The 17,447-nt window shown below is 74.8% G+C and carries 13 protein-coding genes and 1 pseudogene; 6 read left to right on the forward strand and 8 right to left on the reverse strand.

Translation table 11 applies throughout. From position 1 onward, the window contains the following. Nucleotides 1–38: 38 nt before the first annotated feature. The gene (locus ACFTWP_RS07530; RefSeq protein ID WP_380263289.1) at nt 39–2,300 is read right to left on the reverse strand and encodes a HAMP domain-containing protein; all 2,262 of its coding nucleotides are present in this window, start codon (nt 2,298–2,300) and stop codon (nt 39–41) included. 289 nt (nt 2,301–2,589) lie between these two features. Here ACFTWP_RS07530 and ACFTWP_RS07535 point away from each other — a divergent pair, with 289 nt between their 5' ends. Continuing rightward, nucleotides 2,590–3,600, forward strand: a complete 1,011-nt coding sequence (locus ACFTWP_RS07535; protein ID WP_380263290.1) for a hypothetical protein — start codon at nt 2,590–2,592, stop codon at nt 3,598–3,600. A gap of 70 nt (nt 3,601–3,670) precedes the next feature. On the opposite strand, the gene ACFTWP_RS07540 is transcribed toward ACFTWP_RS07535, so the two are convergent. After that, nucleotides 3,671–4,108: a gamma-glutamylcyclotransferase gene (locus ACFTWP_RS07540; RefSeq protein ID WP_380263291.1), complete on the reverse strand. Its 438-nt coding sequence runs from the start codon at nt 4,106–4,108 to the stop codon at nt 3,671–3,673. Between the two features lie 158 nt (nt 4,109–4,266). Here ACFTWP_RS07540 and ACFTWP_RS07545 point away from each other — a divergent pair, with 158 nt between their 5' ends. Together ACFTWP_RS07545 and ACFTWP_RS07550 are read left to right on the forward strand one after the other, a co-directional pair. Next, a complete protein-coding gene (locus tag ACFTWP_RS07545) occupies nt 4,267–5,721 on the forward strand; it encodes an NAD(P)H-quinone dehydrogenase (RefSeq protein WP_380263292.1) in 1,455 nt (484 codons plus the stop codon). 198 nt (nt 5,722–5,919) lie between these two features. Next, a complete protein-coding gene (locus ACFTWP_RS07550) occupies nt 5,920–6,876 on the forward strand; it encodes a DeoR/GlpR family DNA-binding transcription regulator (RefSeq protein ID WP_380263293.1) in 957 nt (318 codons plus the stop codon). Nucleotides 6,877–7,038: 162 nt separating this feature from the next. On the opposite strand, the gene ACFTWP_RS07555 is transcribed toward ACFTWP_RS07550, so the two are convergent. The 6 genes from ACFTWP_RS07555 to ACFTWP_RS07580 form a co-directional block, all read right to left on the reverse strand. After that, a complete protein-coding gene (locus ACFTWP_RS07555; RefSeq protein ID WP_380263294.1) occupies nt 7,039–8,814 on the reverse strand; it encodes an acetyl/propionyl/methylcrotonyl-CoA carboxylase subunit alpha in 1,776 nt (591 codons plus the stop codon). 219 nt (nt 8,815–9,033) lie between these two features. Then, a complete protein-coding gene (locus tag ACFTWP_RS07560) occupies nt 9,034–9,819 on the reverse strand; it encodes a hypothetical protein (protein ID WP_380263295.1) in 786 nt (261 codons plus the stop codon). A 208-nt stretch (nt 9,820–10,027) separates the two neighbouring features. After that, on the reverse strand, nt 10,028–10,627 hold the full coding sequence (locus ACFTWP_RS07565; protein ID WP_380263296.1) for a nucleoside triphosphate pyrophosphatase: 600 nt from the start codon (nt 10,625–10,627) through the stop codon (nt 10,028–10,030). A 112-nt stretch (nt 10,628–10,739) separates the two neighbouring features. Continuing rightward, nucleotides 10,740–10,865: a morphogenic membrane protein MmpB gene (gene mmpB / locus ACFTWP_RS07570; RefSeq protein WP_380263297.1), complete on the reverse strand. Its 126-nt coding sequence runs from the start codon at nt 10,863–10,865 to the stop codon at nt 10,740–10,742. A gap of 130 nt (nt 10,866–10,995) precedes the next feature. Further along, complete coding sequence (locus ACFTWP_RS07575; protein ID WP_380263298.1) at nt 10,996–11,214, reverse strand: acyl-CoA carboxylase epsilon subunit; 219 nt, start codon at nt 11,212–11,214, stop codon at nt 10,996–10,998. 25 nt (nt 11,215–11,239) lie between these two features. Beyond that, entirely contained in the window at nt 11,240–12,829 is a 1,590-nt protein-coding gene (locus ACFTWP_RS07580) for an acyl-CoA carboxylase subunit beta (protein ID WP_380263299.1), read from the reverse strand. Between the two features lie 280 nt (nt 12,830–13,109). Here ACFTWP_RS07580 and ACFTWP_RS07585 point away from each other — a divergent pair, with 280 nt between their 5' ends. The 3 genes and pseudogenes from ACFTWP_RS07585 to ACFTWP_RS07595 form a co-directional block, all read left to right on the forward strand. After that, a complete protein-coding gene (locus ACFTWP_RS07585) occupies nt 13,110–14,027 on the forward strand; it encodes a biotin--[acetyl-CoA-carboxylase] ligase (RefSeq protein WP_380263300.1) in 918 nt (305 codons plus the stop codon). 189 nt (nt 14,028–14,216) lie between these two features. Further along, on the forward strand, nt 14,217–15,329 hold the full coding sequence (locus ACFTWP_RS07590; RefSeq protein ID WP_380263301.1) for an adenylate/guanylate cyclase domain-containing protein: 1,113 nt from the start codon (nt 14,217–14,219) through the stop codon (nt 15,327–15,329). 302 nt (nt 15,330–15,631) lie between these two features. Then, a pseudogene (locus tag ACFTWP_RS07595) lies at nt 15,632–16,831 on the forward strand (diguanylate cyclase domain-containing protein); the annotation flags it as partial. Nucleotides 16,832–17,447: the final 616 nt, after the last annotated feature.

Consider the following 17,447-nt stretch of genomic DNA (forward strand, 5'->3'; position numbering starts at 1 on the left):
CGGGTCGGCAGGTGCGGCGGGTCGGTGCGGTCCGGGCCTCAGCGGTGTCCGGCGGCGGCCGGGGCGCCCGGCGGGTCCGCCGGCTGACCCGCCGCCCGTGCGGCGCTCCGGCCGGCGGCCTGCCGGCCGCGCTGCTCCAGGTACTGGCGCAGCAGCTCCAGGCTTCTCGCCACCGCCCCGACCTCGTCGTGGTGCACGGGGTACAGAACGGTCCGCCGGTCGCCGGCGGCCAGCGCCCGCGCGCTCGCGGCGAGCCGGCGCAGCGGGATGCCGACGGCGATGAAGAGCCAGCCGAGACAGAGCGCGGCGGCGGCCAGGCCGAGCATGCCGGCGAGCACCGCCCGCCGGTCGGCCTTGTTCTGGTCGAGGTGCAGCCAGGCCACGGGCTGGGCGCTGACCACGGACCAGCCGAGCCTGCCCACGGTGCCGTTGCCGCCGAGCGGTGCGGCGGCCAGCACGGCCGGATCCCCGTCGTGGCGGACCACGTCGGCCTCGGCGCTCTTGGCCGCCGCGGTCAGCACCCCCTCGGCGCGGTGCTCGGGGAGCTCGCCGAACGAGCTGAACGCCTCGTTGGCGGAGAGGATCCGGTGCCGTTCGTCGACCAGCCAGACCCGGCCGAGACCGGGCCGGGTCAGCAGGCCGTCTAGGAACTCGCGCTTGAACTCACCGACCACCACGGCGGTCGGCACGGCCGGTGCGGCCGGCTCGGCGTTCGGGTCGGCGTTCGGATCGGCCGCGGCGGCGGCCGCCTGCGGGCCGAGCACGACCCGGGCGGCGATCTGCGGTTCCTTGCCGGACTTGTTGAGGAGCAGGACGCCGTCCGCCCCGAGCGTCGCCGCGCCGGAGTGCCGCGGCGCCTCGCCGGCCCGGGCCACCACGGCGCCGGTGGGGCCGAGCACGTACAGCGAGCGGTAGCGGCCGTGGTCGGCGAGTGCGGCGCGCAGCACCGTCTCGATCGGCTTGGCCTCGGTGCCGTCACCGAGACCGGGGGCGATCGACTTCAGGTCGGCGTAGCCCTCGTTCAGGGCCTGCCGGACCCGGTCCGCGGTGGTGTCGGTGCGGTCCCGCTGCGCGGAGACCACCTGGCCGGGGACCCGGATCGCGCCCTTGTCCCCGCTGAGCAGCAGCAGCGGGCCGGACCAGCCGAGCACGACCACGGCGCTGAGCGCCAGCGGCAGGGCGATGCCGGGGGCGAAGCGGCGTCGGCGCCCGCCGCCCTCCTCCGGTGCGGCGGGGGGCTGCCGGGCGGGGTCGCGCAGCTGGAGGCGCAGTTCCTCCAGCGCGCGGGTGATCCGGCCGGCCTCGCCCCGGGTGGGGCCGGTGACCGGCTGGTCGAGTCGCTCGCCGCGGGTGAGCCGGCGGGACTCCAGGAAGAGCCCCAGCAGCGGACGCTGCAGGGTGCGCACCAGCAGGCCGGCCACCAGCAGGGCGATCAGGAGCAGGATGCCCGCGGCGGCCAGGCCGAGCAGCGGGTGCCGCAGGCTGCCCGCCTGCCGGTCCACGGTGGTGCTGGAGACCATGGTCAGGCCGAGCGGCGCGGCGAGGTCCTGCGGGCCGGTGCCGGCGACGGCCGCGTAGCCGACGATCCGGCGGGCCCCGTGCTGGTCCGCCGAGCCGACCAGGCTGCCGGAGACGAGGTCCTCCCCGCCGGCGGGCTGCCGGGTCGCGCGGGCCCGGGCGGTGGTGACGATCCGCTTGTCCGGCTCGGCGGTGAGCAGCGGGCCGGTGCTGTCCAGGACGGCGCCGGTGTCGTCGAGCACCTGAAGGCTCTGGGTCTTGCCGGTGGTGATGCTGGGCAGTCGCAGGCCGCCGGAGGCCACCAGCAGCGCCCGTCCGCCGGCCGGGGTGGCGACCAGGGCGAAGGTCAGCAGCCGCGGGCCGCCGGCGGAGGAGGTGAGTGCGGGGGCGGGTGCGTTCTCGCCGAGCGCGGTGAGGTCGAGGCCGGCCAGCGGTACGGTCTCGCCGCGGGCGGCGAGCAGCTTGCCGCTGCCCGGCTGGAGGATCACGGTGCCGCGCCACTTCTGGTACGCCTGGCCGAGCGCGCCGAGCACGGCGGCCGGCTCGGCGGGGGCGGCGTCGAAGCGGGCGGCGGCGCGGCGCAGGTCGGTGGCGTTCTCGTTGACGGACGCGCGCAGGGCGGTGGCGGCGTCCACGGCCGCGTACTGCTGCGACTCCCGGATCGCCTGCGGGGCGTCGTCCAGGTGGAGCCCGCCGACGGCGACGGCGGTGAGGCCGGAGACCCCCAGGAGCAGGACGAGCAGCAGCGCGATCGGCGGCCGGATCCCACCGAGCAGGGGCATGTCGGCCCGGCGCCGGTAGCGGTGCTGACGAGGCGCTGACGCTGCCGAGCTCAAGAGACTGCCTCGATGTCGATGGAGGGCGGACGGCCCGCCCGCCCGGGACGGCTGTCGTGATGCTTCCGTGAAGGGAGCCAGAAAAGCATACGCATGTCTGTTCGCCCGACCGGCCGGTAGCGGTAACGGGTGGATACCGATCGCGGGGGTGACGGTGCGCCGTTCCGACGGCCCTGCGCCGGGCCGCCCCGGGGCCCGGCGGTCACGGCCCGTGCGGGCCGGTAGGTTCTGCGGCATGGAGATACGGGGTTCCGGACGCCGGGTGCTGCCGCTGGTGCTGCTGCTGGTCCTGGCCGCGCTGGCGGTGGTGCTGACGGCGGCGGCCCTCGGCGCCGGCGGCGTGCCGGGCGGTGGTGCGCGCTCCGGTGCTGCGGACGCCCGGCCCGGCCGCTCGGCCTCCGGCGCGGGCGGGTCCGACCGGGTCGACCTGGCGGCCCGGGTGGACGCGTACACCGCCGGGTTCGGGCCCTCGACGCCGTACACCTCCCCCGACGAGGGGCAGCGGCGGGCGATCGCGGACGGTGTGGCGCAGGCGGTGGAGGGCGACCGGGACCGGGCCGGCCGGAGCCTGCGGACGGTCGGCTACCGGCTGACCGAGTTCGTCGACAGCGGCTCCGGGCGGCGGCTGACCGAGATCGCGGACGCGTCGTCGGCGGCGGAGGCGCAGCGCGGCTGGGGCCGGGTCTACCTGGACCTGTCGGCGAAGGCGTCCTGGTCGGTGCAGGTGCCGCACCCGATCTTCGACAGCCGGACCGAACTGCTCGGCGTCGACGTCTTCCGGGCGGCGCCCGGCGGCGTGCTGGTGCTGGCCGGGGCGCACCGCAAGGCCGGCGCGGACGGCTCCTCCGACCCCGCGCACCGGACCGACACGGTGTTCGACGCGGTGACGGCGGCGCTGGCGGCGCGCGGGCTGCCCGGCGTCCAGGTGCACGGCTTCGACGAGGGGAGCCTGCCCGGGCGGGACGCCGTGGTCTCCGGCGGGACGGCGCCCGCGGGGCCGGCCGCCGACCTCACCGCCGACGGCCTGGAGCGGGCCGGTTTCGCGGTCTGCCGTGCCTGGCGCGACAAGTGCGGGCACCTGGAGGGCACGACCAACGTGCAGGGGCGCTTCGCCGCGGGGCTCGGCGTGCCGTGGCTGCACGTCGAGCTGGGCAACGGCCTGCGCACCGATCCGGAGCAGCGCGCCGAGGTGGCGGCGGTACTGGCCGCCACGGCCCGGTCCTGGGGCGGGGCGGTTCGCCCCTGAGCGGTGCGGCGGGGGCGGGGGCCCGGCCCCGGCGGCGGGAAGGCCCCCCGGCGGGGGTGTCGGCGGCCCGTCAGCAGGGCCGGCGGCGCAGGTCCAGCACGTAGTCGTCGGGGGCGCCGGCGCTCTCGGCGGCGTCGGCGATCAGTCCGAGGTAGCGGGCGGCGGGCAGGCCGCCCTCGTAGTCGTTGAGGACGTACGTCCAGACCTGGATGTCGCCGTCCAGGGTGTGCGCCCGCAGCTTCATCCTGCGGTAGATGCCGAGCTGCACGCCCTCCCAGCGGTCCAGCCCCTCCTCGTCCATCGGCGAGACGTCGTAGAGGGAGACGAAGACCTGCTCCTTCTCGTCCTCCACCACGGTGGCCAGCGAGCCCTCCCAGCCCAGCTGCTCGCCGCCGAAGGTCAGCCGCCAGCCGTCCAGCCAGCCCGTGCCGCGCAGCGGCGAGTGCGGAGCGCGGCGGGTCATCTGCCGGGCATCGAGGTTGGTGGCATACGCGGCGTAGAGGGGCATGGGCGTCAGCCTACGGGAGTTGGCACCCGTGATCCGCCGGGGGACGGCGGCGCCGGGGCGGCCGTCGCCCCCGGCCGGGCGGTGCCGGGCGGATCGCCGCCCGCCGTTCGCCGGGCAGCCGTGACCCCGGCGTGGCGGCGGCCCCGGCGTGCGGGACAATGGTGCACGTGACTCGGATCGTGATCATCGGTGGCGGACCCGGCGGATACGAGGCGGCCCTGGTGGCGGCCCAGCTCGGCGCGGAGGTGACCGTCGTCGACCGCGACGGGCTCGGCGGATCGGCGGTGCTGACGGACTGCGTGCCGTCGAAGACCCTGATCGCCACGGCGGAGGTGATGACCACCTTCGACAGCTCGTACGAGGAGCTCGGCATCATCGTCGCCGACGACACGCCCCCGATCGAGGGATCGGCCCGGGTGGTCGGCGTGGACCTCGGCAAGGTCAACCGACGGGTGAAGCGCCTCGCGATCGCCCAGTCGCACGACATCACCCAGTCCGTGACCCGGGCCGGCGTGACCGTGCTGCGCGGCCGCGGCCGGCTCGGCGCCGACGGGCAGGGCGCGGACGGCTCCCGCGAGGTGCTGGTGGACGGCCCCGACGGCAGCGTCCAGTCGCTGCGCGCCGACGCGGTGCTGATCGCCACCGGCGCCCACCCGCGCGAGCTGCCCGACGCGCAGCCCGACGGGGAGCGCATCCTCACCTGGACGCAGGTGTACGACCTGGAGGAGCTGCCGCGCGAGCTGATCGTGGTCGGCTCCGGCGTCACCGGCGCCGAGTTCGCCGGTGCCTACCAGGCGATCGGCTCCAAGGTCACGCTGGTCTCCAGCCGCGACCGGGTGCTGCCGGGCGAGGACCCGGACGCCGCCGAGGTGCTGGAGGAGGTCTTCCGCCGCCGCGGCATGAACGTGATGAGCCGCAGCCGGGCCGAGGGCGCCAAGAGGGTGGGCGACCACGTCGAGGTGACGCTCGCCGACGGCCAGGTCATCAGGGGCACGCACTGCCTGATGGCGGTCGGCTCGATCCCCAACACCGCCGACATGGGTCTGGAGGAGGCCGGGGTCAAGCTCAACGACTGGGGCCAGATCCAGGTCGACCGGGTCTCCCGCACCAGCGCCCCCGGCGTCTACGCCGCGGGCGACTGCACCGGCGTCTTCATGCTGGCCTCGGTGGCGGCGATGCAGGGCCGGATCGCGATGTACCACGCGCTGGGCGACGCGGTGCAGCCGCTGAACCTGAAGACGGTGGCCTCCAACGTCTTCACCGACCCGGAGATCGCCACCGTCGGCTACACCGCCGCCGACGTGAAGTGCGGGAAGATGGACGCCGTCGAGGTCAAGCTCCCGCTGCGCGGCAACCCGCGGGCGAAGATGCAGGGCATCCGGGACGGCTTCGTGAAGCTGTTCTGCCGCCCGGGCACCGGCATCGTGGTCGGCGGCGTGGTCGTCGCCCCGCGCGCGAGCGAACTGATCCACCCGATTTCGCTCGCGGTGGACGCCAATTTGACGGTCGAACAGGTGGCCAGCGCTTTCACCGTCTACCCGTCGGTGTCCGGATCCACGGCCGAGGCCGCCCGCCAGCTGCACATCCGCAAGCGGGCCGAGGGCGAATCCTGAGCCGGGAATGAGCAGTTGGGGCGGTCGCCGGAAGGCGACCGCCCCTTTCGCGCTCCGGCGCTTCACCCGGACGGCGGGCGTGCCCCCGTGAGCTGACGGCGCGTAGTGTACGGTCACGCGCCGCCCCTGCGTGAGCAATTCCCGTTACCAGGAGCAAACGCCTGAAAGCAGACGGTCATTCAGGTTACGGTCGGTTCTGTGTTTGCAGCAGAACGTCGCCAGTTGATCCTCGAAATGGTGCGCGCCAACGGAGCCGTCTCGCTCCGCGAGCTGGCCCGCGTCGTCCAGACCTCCGAAGTGACCGTCCGCAGGGACGTGCGGGCACTGGAGGCAGAAGGGCTCCTCGACCGCCGTCACGGCGGCGCGGTGCTCCCCGGCGGCTTCAGCCGCGAACCCGGATACCCGCAGAAGACCCACCTCGCCGCCGCCGAGAAGAGCGCCATCGCCGATCTCGCGGCCGGACTGGTGGAGGAGGGCGACGCCGTCGTGGTCGGCGCCGGCACGACCACCCAGGAGCTGGCCCGCCGGCTCGCCCGGGTGCCGGGGCTGACGGTGGTGACCAACTCCCTGCTGGTCGCCCAGGCCCTGGCCCACGCCAACCGGGTGGAGGTGGTGATGACCGGCGGCACCCTCCGGGGCTCCAACTACGCCCTGGTCGGCAGTGGCGCCGAGCAGTCGCTGCACGGGCTGCGGGTCTCCAAGGCCTTCATCTCCGGCAGCGGGCTGACCGCCGAACGCGGGCTGTCGACCACGAACATGCTCTCCGCGAGCGTGGACCGGGCTCTGGTGCAGTCGGCCGCCGAGGTCATCGTCCTCGCCGACCACACCAAGCTCGGCGCGGACACCATGTTCCAGACCGTCCCGACCGACGCCATCACCCGGCTGGTGACGGACGAGCACGCCACCGCGGACGACACCACCGCCCGGGAGCTGGACGCGCTGGCCGACTGCGGTGTCCAGATCGACGTCGCCCCGCTCGGGCTGCCCGCCGAGCCGCCCGTGCACGGCACCGGCCCGGTGCAGCACCCGGCTCCCGTGGGCATCGGTCCGCGGCGGGCCGGTCCGCCGCCCGGCGGTGCCCCGCTGCCCGGTCAGCGCCGCCCGGGCGCGCACGGCGGGATGGTCGTCCGCCCGCTCGCCTCCGGGCGCCCCTGACCCGCCGGGCGGCCGGTGCGCCGCTGTCGGGGGCGAACGCCGCTACCGGCGTGCCGCTACCGGGGTCGGGCGCGGCCCGGAGTCCGTCCCGGCGCCCCGGAAACGCGGAGCGGCCCGCACACCCGGAGGTGTGCGGACCGCTCGCCGACGCGGACCCGAGCGTCAGACGTCCTTGATCTCGCAGAGCGCGGCGCCACTGCTGACGCTCGCACCGACCTCGGCCTTCAGACCGACGACGGTGCCGGCCTTGTGGGCGTTCAGCGGCTGCTCCATCTTCATCGCCTCCAGGACGACGATCAGCTCGCCCTCCGCGACGACCTGGCCCTCCTCGACGGCGACCTTGACGATGGTGCCCTGCATCGGCGACGCGAGGGTGTCACCGCTGACCGCCGAACCGGCCTTCTTGGCGCCGACCCGGCGCTTGGTCTTGGTGCCCACGCCGCCGCCGGCCGGAGCCGCCGAGACGCCCAGCGACGAGGGCAGCGAGACCTCGATCCGCTTGCCGCCGACCTCGACCACCACGGTCTCGCGGACGTCGGCCTCCTCGGCCTCGCCGCCCGCGCCCGAGAACGCCGGGATGGTGTTCTGGAACTCGGTCTCGATCCAGCGGGTGAAGACCGTGAAGGGGCCCTCGCCGCCGTGCACCTCCGGCGCGAACGCCGGGTCGGTGACGACGGCCTGGTGGAACGGGATGGCCGTGGCCATGCCCTCCACCTTGAACTCCGACAGCGCACGCGCGGCGCGCTGCAGCGCCTGCTTGCGGGTGGCGCCGGTGACGATCAGCTTCGCCAGCAGCGAGTCCCAGGCCGGGCCGATGACCGAGCCGGTCTCGACACCGGCGTCCAGCCGGACACCCGGGCCGGACGGCGGCGCGAACAGCGTGACGTTGCCGGGGGCGGGCAGGAAGCCGCGGCCCGGGTCCTCGCCGTTGATCCGGAACTCGATCGAGTGACCGCGCACCGCCGGGTCGTCGTACCCCAGCTCCTCGCCGTCGGCGATCCGGAACATCTCGCGGACCAGGTCGATCCCGGTGACCTCCTCGGAGACCGGGTGCTCGACCTGCAGGCGGGTGTTGACCTCCAGGAAGGAGATCAGGCCGTCCTGCGACACCAGGAACTCGCAGGTGCCGGCGCCGACGTAGCCCGCCTCGCGCAGGATCGCCTTGGACGCCCGGTACAGCTCGGCGTTCTGCTCCTCGGTCAGGAACGGCGCGGGCGCCTCCTCGACCAGCTTCTGGTGGCGGCGCTGCAGCGAGCAGTCACGGGTGGAGACGATCACCACGTTGCCGTGCTGGTCGGCGAGGCACTGGGTCTCGACGTGCCGCGGCTTGTCGAGGTACTGCTCGACGAAGCACTCGCCGCGACCGAAGGCGGCGACCGCCTCGCGGACCGCCGAGTCGTACAGCTCGGGGATCTCCTCCAGCGTGCGGGCGACCTTGAGGCCGCGACCGCCGCCGCCGAAGGCCGCCTTGATGGCGACCGGCAGGCCGTGCTCGCGGGCGAACTCGACGACCTCGTCGGCGCCGGAGACGGGCTCCGGGGTGCCGGCGACCAGCGGGGCACCGGCGCGCTGCGCCACGTGCCGGGCGGTGACCTTGTCACCGAGGTCGCGGATGGCCTGCGGCGGCGGGCCGATCCAGGTCAGGCCCGCGTCGATGACGGCCTGGGCGAAGTCGGCGTTCTCGGACAGGAAGCCGTAACCCGGGTGGACGGCGTCCGCACCGGAGTCGGCGGCTGCCTTCAGCACCTTGGCGATGTCCAGGTAGCTGGTGCCGGGGGTGTCGCCGCCGAGCGCGTACGCCTCGTCGGCCGCGCGGACGTGCAGCGCATCCCGGTCCGGCTCGGCGTAGACGGCGACGCTGGCGATACCGGCATCCGAGCAGGCCCGGGCGACGCGGACGGCGATTTCTCCGCGGTTGGCGATGAGCACCTTGCGCACAATGGCTCCCTTCTTGAACCTCGTCGAGTCTAGGGATTACAGGGTGGTACCGGCGAGTAGCCCAAGGTGGTGAGCTAGCCCACACGGAGGGTGACGCGAATGCGTGACCGGTCGGGCACGGAACGGGACGCTCCGCAGGTCGTGGGTGGTGGCGCCGTCAGGCCGGGGGCCGGACGGGTGGTCGGGTGGGGGCCCGGTCGGGCCGTGGCCTTCGCCACATCATGACGAGGGCGCCGGGGCCTGGGCCGGTACGACGGTCGGCGTGGCGCCGGTGTCGGGCCGGGTGAGGGCCTGGCGGGTGACGTCCGCGACCGGCTCGACCAGGTCCGGTCCGTAGGCGCTGGAGTTGATCAGCTCCAGCACCAGGGCGAAGGTCCCGTCCGTGCCGTGCCTGCGGGCCAGCTTCCGGTGGTTGGCCACCAGGTAGCGCACGGCCGCGTGGTTGGAGGTCGCCGTCTGCCCGGCGATCAGGAAGGCGGGCCGGCCGCCGTGCCCGGTCTGGATCCGGGCCAGCAGCATGTAGACCCGGCCGCCCGGGGTCTCGGAGGGGCTCTGGTAGCGGTACTCCTCGGACCCGACGGTGAGGCGCATCTCGTGGTGCTTGACCGGGTCCTGGGCGAAGGAGACGCCCGGCAGCCAGGAGATCAGGTGGGCGGCCGTCCGGTCGTTGCTGGCGGGCCCGCCGAGGCAGAACTCGGCCTTGTGGCCCAGCCCCTGGCGCACCTCGTCGTGGCCGACCAGTTCGGCGCGCGCACCGCACTCCTTCACCAGGGCGGAGAGCTCCATCAGGGCGAAGACGTCGTTTCGCGAGACGCTCTTCGAACTGGCGGACGCCGCGTGGCGGTTCACCACCAGCAGGCACTCCGTCCCGCCGGGCATGCCGAAGAACTCGCGGACCCGGCCGAGCCGGCGCCGTCGGCGCAGGTTCTGGGCGAGCCACCCGAGCGCGGCGCTGATCCCGGTGGCGACCAGGCCGAGCACCACGTTGAGCACGCTGTCGGTCATCCCCTGCTGTCCTCTCCGGGTCGGCGGCCCGGCCAGCCTATCGGCGCGGCCGCGTCACCAGGCTGGATCACCGGGACAGATGTCCGGCCCGGGATCTGTCGGAATCGGCAGGGTTCGGGCCTGGCGAATGTGGTTCGGCGCGGGCCCGGTGCGGCCCCGGCCCAGCCGGCGGTGCAGGTGGCGGGCCGGGCGGCGGCCCGGGTGCGGATCAGGTCCAGAGGTCGGTGATGCGCACCCCGAGGTCGGCCAGCAGCCGGCGCAGCAGCGGCAGCGACAGGCCGATCACGTTGCCGGGGTCGCCGTCGATGCCGTCCACGAACGGCGCGGAGCGGCCGTCCAGGGTGAAGGCGCCCGCCACGTACAGCGGTTCGCCGGAGGCGATGTACGCGGCTACCTCGGCGTCGTCCGGGGTGCCGAAGCGGACCGTGGTGGAGGCGGTGGCCGAGGACTGCCGGCCGGTGACGGTGTCGATCACGCAGTGCCCGGTCCGCAGGACGCCGGAGCGACCGCGCATCGACTGCCAGCGCACCAGCGCCTCGGCGGCGTCGGCGGGCTTGCCGAGCGCCTCGCCGTCCAGCTCCAGGACGGAGTCGCAGCCGATCACGAGCTCCCCGCCGGTCAGCTCGGCCGCGACGGCCTTGGCCTTCGCCTCGGCGAGCACCAGGGCGAGCGCGGAGGGGCTGGCGGCGGTCACCGCCTCCTCGTCGACGCCGCTGACGACCACCCGCGGGTCGAGGCCCGCTTGGCGCAGCAGCCCGAGCCGGGCGGGGGAGGCGGAGGCGAGGACGAGGGCGCGGCGGTCGGTCATGGGCACCAGGGTAGGGGGTGCCGGGGGTGGCCCGGGCCGCCGTGGACCGCCTCGCGGCCCGGTCCGGCCCCCCCGGGCGGGCCTCCCGCCGGGCGGCCGCCCGGCGGGGAGCTCACAGCATCAGCAGCACGGCCATCACCAGTGCGAGGACGGCGAGCAGCGGTCCGGCACGGCGCAGCCGTTCTTGCAGCTGACGAACGTCGGGGGAGGGCTCGTCGCGGGGGTCTGACCAGAGCACTTCTCCAGGGTGCGCCGCCCGGTCGGCGGGGCGCCTGAGTATCCGTACTCAGGTTTCGGGGCAATCCGGGCCATCGGCGTCGGCCGGTGCGCCCCGGACTGCCCCGGGTCGTGCGGGTGGAGGGGCCGGGTCAGCCGGCCCAGCCCGAGGTGCGCCAGACGTTGAGGCCGGGCTTCGGGGTGGTGCGAAGGCGCCGGGCGCGGTCGTTCCACGGGGAGGCCGGGCCGGCGCCCGCGCGGGCCGCCGCGTTGGCGGCCTGCGCGGCGGCGGCCCGGGCTGAGACCACCGCCAGGACGGTGGCCAGCTCCTCGGGGGTCGGCTGCCCGTGCAGCACGTGGATCGGGGCCATGCTCAATCCTCTCCCGGAACAGGTCTTACAGGGGAATGTTGCCGTGCTTCTTGGGCGGCAGGACCTCGCGCTTGCCGCGCAGCGCCCGCAGGCCGCGGACGATGTGGCGGCGGGTCTCGGAGGGCGCGATGACCGCGTCCACGTAGCCGCGCTCGGCGGCCAGGTACGGGTTGAGCAGGGTGTCCTCGTACGAGGCGAGCAGCTCGGCGCGCTTGGCCTCGGCGTGGCCGGCGGACTCGGCCTCGGCGATCTCGCGGCGGTGCAGGATGTTGACCGCGCCCTGAGCGCCCATCACGGCGATCTGGGCGGTCGGCCAGGCGAGGTTGAGGTCCGCGCCCAGGTGCTTGGAGCCCATCACGTCGTAGGCGCCGCCGAAGGCCTTGCGGGTGATCACGGTGATCAGCGGGACGGTGGCCTCGGCGTAGGCGTAGATCAGCTTGGCGCCGCGCCGGATGATGCCGTCCCACTCCTGGCCGGTGCCGGGCAGGAAGCCGGGCACGTCGACGAAGGTCAGCACCGGGATGTTGAAGCTGTCGCAGGTCCGCACGAAGCGGGCGGCCTTCTCGCTGGCCGCGATGTCCAGGCAGCCGGCCAGGTCCATCGGCTGGTTGCCGACGATGCCGACCGGGTGGCCCTCGACCCGGCCGAAGCCGGTGAGGATGTTGCCCGCGTACAGCGACTGGGTCTCCAGGAACTCGCCGTCGTCCAGGATGTGCTCGATCACCTTGTGCATGTCGTACGGCTGGTTCGCCGAGTCGGGCACGATGGTGTCGAGTTCGAGGTCCTCGTCGGTGACGGTGAGGTCGGCCTCCTCGGGGTAGGCCGGCGGGTCGCTGAGGTTGTTGGAGGGCAGGTACGAGAGCAGGCTCTTGACGTACTCGATGGCCTCCTTCTCGTCGGCGGCCAGGTGGTGCGCGACGCCGGACTTGGCGTTGTGCGCGCGGGCGCCGCCCAGCTCCTCCATGCCGACGTCCTCGCCGGTCACGGTCTTGATCACGTCCGGGCCGGTGATGAACATGTGCGAGGTCTGGTCGGCCATCACCACGAAGTCGGTGATCGCGGGGGAGTAGACCGCGCCGCCGGCGCACGGGCCCATGATCAGCGAGATCTGCGGGATCACGCCGGAGGCGTGCACGTTGCGGCGGAAGATCTCGCCGTACAGGCCGAGCGAGACCACGCCCTCCTGGATCCGGGCGCCGCCGGAGTCGTTGATGCCGATCACCGGGCAGCCGGTCTTCAGCGCGAAGTCCATCACCTTGACGATCTTCTCGCCGAACACCTCGCCGAGCGAGCCGCCGAAGACGGTGAAGTCCTGGGCGAAGACGGCGACCTGGCGGCCGTCGACGGTGCCGTAGCCGGTGACCACGCCGTCGCCGTACGGGCGGTTCTTCGCCTGCCCGAAGTTGGTCGAGCGGTGCCGGGCGAACTCGTCGAACTCGACGAAGGAGCCCTCGTCCATCAGCTCCACGACCCGCTCACGGGCCGTCAGCTTGCCCTTGGCGTGCTGCTTCTCCACGGCCGCGGCGGAGCCGGAGTGCACCGCCTCGTCGAGCCTGCGCCGGAGGTCGGCGAGCTTGCCGGCGGTGGTGTGCGGGTCGTACGACGCCTCGGTCATCCGGTGGCTCTCCCTGATCCATGGGCCGCGACCTGTCAGTACTGGGTGAGGGCAGGGCGGCGCAACGAACTACCGTTGAGTAGCGTAGCCAGCGCGGACGGTTTCCCGTTATGGCCAGCGACACAGTGTGTTAACCAGCGTTATGCGGGACGATGGGGCGGCCTACGGGCTGGGCCGCGTCCGGGAGCACCACTCCCGCCACGCGTTCCTCTCATTCCTCTCCTACCCCTCCTGGCCCGCCTGCGCGCCGCCGCCACGCCCAGACTCTAGGCTCGGCCCCATGAGCGAGTCACAGAGCGAACCTGCCGGCGGGTCCACCGCCCCCCGCCGCAGCGGACTGCGCGGTTTCGGCCAGAACGGCCCGTCCCCCTGGACCGACCTCGACCGTCCGCCGCTGGACGCCGCCGCCCTGCGCCGCGACCTGCTGGCCCCCGGCGGCCTCTGGACCTCCTTCGACGTGGTCACCGAGACCGGCTCCACCAACAGCGACCTCGCCGCCCGCGCCCGCAACGGCGCCCCCGAGGGCGCGGTGCTGGTCGCCGAGGAGCAGAGCGCCGGCCGCGGCCGGCTGGAGCGCACCTGGTCCGCGCCGGCCCGCTCCGGGATCTTCGTCTCCGTCCTGCTGCGCCCCGTCGCCGTCCCGGTGGAGCGCTACGGCTGGCTGCCGATCCTGGTCGGCGTGGCGGCGGCCAGCACCCTCGGCCGGGTCGCCGAGGTGGACGTCTCCCTGAAGTGGCCCAACGACCTCCAGGTGACCGTGGACGGCGCCGAGCGCAAGGTCGGCGGCATCCTCACCGAGCTGGCCGGCGGCGCCGTGGTGGCGGGCCTGGGCCTGAACGTCTCGCTGCGCGAGGACGAGCTGCCGGTGCCGGCCGCCGCCTCGCTCGCGCTGGCCGGCGCGGCCGTCACCGAGCGGGGCACCCTGCTGCGGGCGCTGCTGCGCGAGTTCGCCGACCTCTACGGCGAGTGGACGGCCGCCGCCGGCGACCCGCACGCGAGCGGCCTGCTGCCCGCGTACACCGACCGCTGCGCGACCCTCGGCAGGGCCGTGCGGGTCCAGCTGCCGGGCGGACGCGAGCTGACCGGGGAGGCGGTGGCGATCGACGGCGACGGGCGGCTGGTGGTCCGGACGGCGGACGGGACGCGGCAGCCGGTCGCGGCCGGGGACGTCGTACACGTACGGCCGGAGAGCGGCTGAGTCGGTGCCCCGGTGCCCGTCGGCCCCGGCCGGATGCCCCGGATTACGCGATTTCGTGCGAACATTCCACCTGGCAGCGGTGTGAGGCGCGCCACTACCCCCTGGGCGGGCGGGGCGGTGTGCGCCACCGCCGGGGTAGTCGAGTAGGCGGGACAAGAGCGAGTGCGGCGACCGCACGGGGACGGACCGGTGGCAGAGGACGGCAGCGGCGGCGACAAGGCGGATGCGGACGACCAGACGGTCGCGCTGGATCTTGAGCGGCTGATCCTGGACGCACCACGCCGCTACACCCCGTACCAGGCCGCCCGGGCCGCCGACGTGCCGATGGAGCTGGCCACCCGCTTCTGGCGGGCGATGGGGTTCCCGGACATCGGGCAGTCCCGGGCGCTCACCGACGGCGACGTGATCGCCCTGCGCCGGCTGGCCGGCCTGGTCGAGTCCGGCCTGCTGAGCGAGTCGATGGCGATCCAGGTGGCCCGCTCCACCGGCCAGACCACCGCCCGCCTGGCCGGCTGGCAGATGGACACCTTCCTCGACAGCCTCACCCAGGCCGTCGAGCCGGGCCTCACCCGCGCGGACGTCGCGTACCCGCTGGTCGAGCTGCTGCTGCCGGAGCTGGAGCAGTTCCTGGTCTACGTCTGGCGCCGCCAGCTGGCGGCCGTCACCGGCCGCGTGGTGCAGGCCGCCGAGGACGCCGAGATCACCAGCGGCCGGCTCGCCGTCGGCTTCGCCGACCTGGTCGGCTTCACCCGGCTGTCGCGCCGGCTGGAGGAGGAGGAGCTCGGCGAACTCGTCGAGACCTTCGAGAACACCTGCTCCGACCTGATCGCCGGCCTCGGCGGTCGCGTCATCAAGACGCTCGGCGACGAGATCCTGTACGTCTCGGAGGACCCGGTGACGGCCGCCGAGATCGCCCTCGGCCTGGTCGAGACGCTCGCGGGCGACGACACCATGCCCGAACTCCGGGTCGGCCTGGCGTTCGGCACCGTGACCTCCCGGATGGGCGACGTCTTCGGCACCACGGTGAACCTGGCGAGCCGGCTCACCTCCATCGCGCCCAAGGACGCGGTGCTGATCGACGGCGAGTTCGCCGCCGCGCTGGAGCAGAACGGCAGCGTCGCCCCCACCGAGCTGGAGGGCCCGGACCTGGCCGAGGCGCTCTCGGCCGCGGCCGGCCTGCCGGTCGGCGTGGACGTCAACGCCGGGCACCGGTTCCGGCTGCAGCCGATGTGGCGCCGCCCGGTCCGCGGTCTCGGCCTGGTCGAGCCCTGGCTGCTCTCGCGGCGGGTGCACGGCGGCTGAGCCCGTCCGGGCGGCCCCCGCGCGGCTGAGCCCGGGAGCCGTGGTGAGCAGGGCCCGCGGTGGCCGCCGGTCCGGGCCCGCGCCTACGCGCAACGACTGAAACCACGGCGCGGTCGGACACGTTATCCCTGACAAATGGGGCATACGACTGTGTATCCCCCCTAGTCTTGGGGCACGGACCGCGCTCCGGCACGGGCCGGGCCGCGGGGCCGGTGACCACGGACCGACCGACAGACCGACCACAGGATCGAGGCGAGCCGGTGAGCGGTGAGGCGAGCGTCACGGACTGCGAACAGTCCGCGCTGACCCCTGACCTGCGGCTGCAGTCGGTGGTCGAGCTGGCCCAGGACATGGCCGGCGCGCTCACCCCGCTGGAGGCCGTCCGGGTGGCCGCCGTCCGCGCCACCGCCGCCCTCGACGCCACCATGGCGGCCGTGTCCGTCTGGGACCGCGAGTCCGGGCGGCTGCGGGTGCTGGTCAACCACGGGGACCTGGCGCCGGGCGAGGAGGAGCTGCCGGAGGACGAGTCCTACCCGGTCGCGGACTTCCCCGAGATCGTCACCTACCTGGAGGAGCGCTGGACCACCGGCCGGCTGCCGCGCGCCTGGCTCCAGACCGCCGAACCCGCCGAGCCCGAGCAGGGCGCCGAACCGGCCGGCCACGCGCAGCCCGGCGCCGGCGCGTTCCGCCAGCACCGCGCCGCCGGACTGCGCCGGCGCGGGCGCGAGTGCTGCCTGGTCGCACCGATCGTGCTGCACGGCCAGGCCTGGGGCGAGCTCTACCTCGCCCGGACGGCCGGACTGCCGACGTTCACCCAGGGGGACGCCGACTACGCCACCCTGCTCGCCGCCCAGATCTCGGCCGGCCTGGCCCAGACCGAGCGGCTCGCCGACCTGCGCCGGCTCGCCTTCACCGACCCGCTCACCGGACTCGCCAACCGGCGCGCCGTCGACGCCCGGCTGGAGAGCGCACTGGAGGCCCACAACCGGGACGGCGCCGTGGTGTCGCTGGTGGTCTGCGACGTCAACGGTCTGAAGCGGGTCAACGACCAGCTCGGCCACGAGGTCGGCGACCGGCTGCTGGAACGGTTCGCCCACCAGCTCTCGCTGGCCGCCGCCAAGCTCCCCGGCAGCCTCGCCGCCCGGCTCGGCGGCGACGAGTTCTGCCTGCTGGCGGAGGGCCAGAAGGCGGACGAGGTGGTCGCCGTCGCCGAGGAGCTCTGCGCCCGCGCGCTGGCCCTGGCCGAGGGCGAGGGCGTGGCCTGCGGGGTCGCCTCCACCGGCGACTCGATCGGCCCGGTGACCACGCCCGACCGGCTGTTCCGGCTCGCCGACGCCGCCCAGTACCGCGCCAAGGCCGCCCGGGCCGCCCACCCCGTGGTCGCCGGCCGCAGCCACGGCCCCGGCTTCACCCCGGATCCGACGGTGCTGCTCGCCGACGCCGCGGACCCGCACCACCGGGCGGACGGCCGCGGCCGGGGCCCCGGCTCCCGGGCCGCCGGTGACCGCCGGCGGATCCGCGGCGCCGCCCACAGCGCCGACCCGGGCCAGTTGCTCACCGCCGTCCTGGCCACCCTCGACCAGGTCGGTTCCGTCCGCGCCCACCACCCCGCCGACACCCTGGGCCGGCTGGCCGGGGTCGCCGAGACCGCGGCCCGGCTGCTGGACGCGGTCGGCTGGTGGATCTCCTACGTCCCGCCGGGCTCGCACCTGATGCGGACCGTCCAGCACGCCGTGTACCGGATGACCAGCGGCCCCAGCAGTACGCGGGCGGAGACCCAGCGCGCCCAGATCGAGGCCCCGGACGCCATCTTCGACCTGCGCCACTACCCGCTCACCCGGCGGGCCGTCCGGGGCGGCGCCTTCGCACTGCGCGCGGGTGCGGCGGGCAACGACCCGGCGGAGGAGGCCATGCTGGTGGTCAGCGGCTACCGCGGGATGGTCGGCGCGGGCGGGCAGAACGTCGCGGGCGGCTGGCTGGTCGAACTCTTCGCCGACGACGCGACGCTGCCGCTGGGTCAGGTCGCCGCCGCGATGCGCGCCCTGGTCGCCGTCGCCCTCTCCGGGCCGGCCTCTCCGCCGCCGTCCTGAGGCGCCGCCGATCCGAGGCCGCCGACCC

The sequence above is a fragment of the Kitasatospora sp. NPDC057015 genome, assembly GCF_042673745.1.
In the GTDB taxonomy this organism is placed as follows: Bacteria; Actinomycetota; Actinomycetes; order Streptomycetales; family Streptomycetaceae; genus Kitasatospora.

Excerpts from the sequence above, each read along its gene's own strand:
- ACFTWP_RS07530 (WP_380263289.1), bottom strand. The coding sequence starts at position 2,300 with ATGCCCCTGCTCGGTGGGATCCGGCCGCCGATCGCGCTGCTGCTCGTC.
- ACFTWP_RS07535 (WP_380263290.1), top strand. The coding sequence starts at position 2,590 with ATGGAGATACGGGGTTCCGGACGCCGGGTGCTGCCGCTGGTGCTGCTG.
- ACFTWP_RS07540 (WP_380263291.1), bottom strand. The coding sequence starts at position 4,108 with ATGCCCCTCTACGCCGCGTATGCCACCAACCTCGATGCCCGGCAGATG.
- ACFTWP_RS07545 (WP_380263292.1), top strand. The coding sequence starts at position 4,267 with ATGGTGCACGTGACTCGGATCGTGATCATCGGTGGCGGACCCGGCGGA.
- ACFTWP_RS07560 (WP_380263295.1), bottom strand. The coding sequence starts at position 9,819 with ATGACCGACAGCGTGCTCAACGTGGTGCTCGGCCTGGTCGCCACCGGG.
- ACFTWP_RS07565 (WP_380263296.1), bottom strand. The coding sequence starts at position 10,627 with ATGACCGACCGCCGCGCCCTCGTCCTCGCCTCCGCCTCCCCCGCCCGG.
- ACFTWP_RS07575 (WP_380263298.1), bottom strand. The coding sequence starts at position 11,214 with ATGGCCCCGATCCACGTGCTGCACGGGCAGCCGACCCCCGAGGAGCTG.
- ACFTWP_RS07580 (WP_380263299.1), bottom strand. The coding sequence starts at position 12,829 with ATGACCGAGGCGTCGTACGACCCGCACACCACCGCCGGCAAGCTCGCC.
- ACFTWP_RS07585 (WP_380263300.1), top strand. The coding sequence starts at position 13,110 with ATGAGCGAGTCACAGAGCGAACCTGCCGGCGGGTCCACCGCCCCCCGC.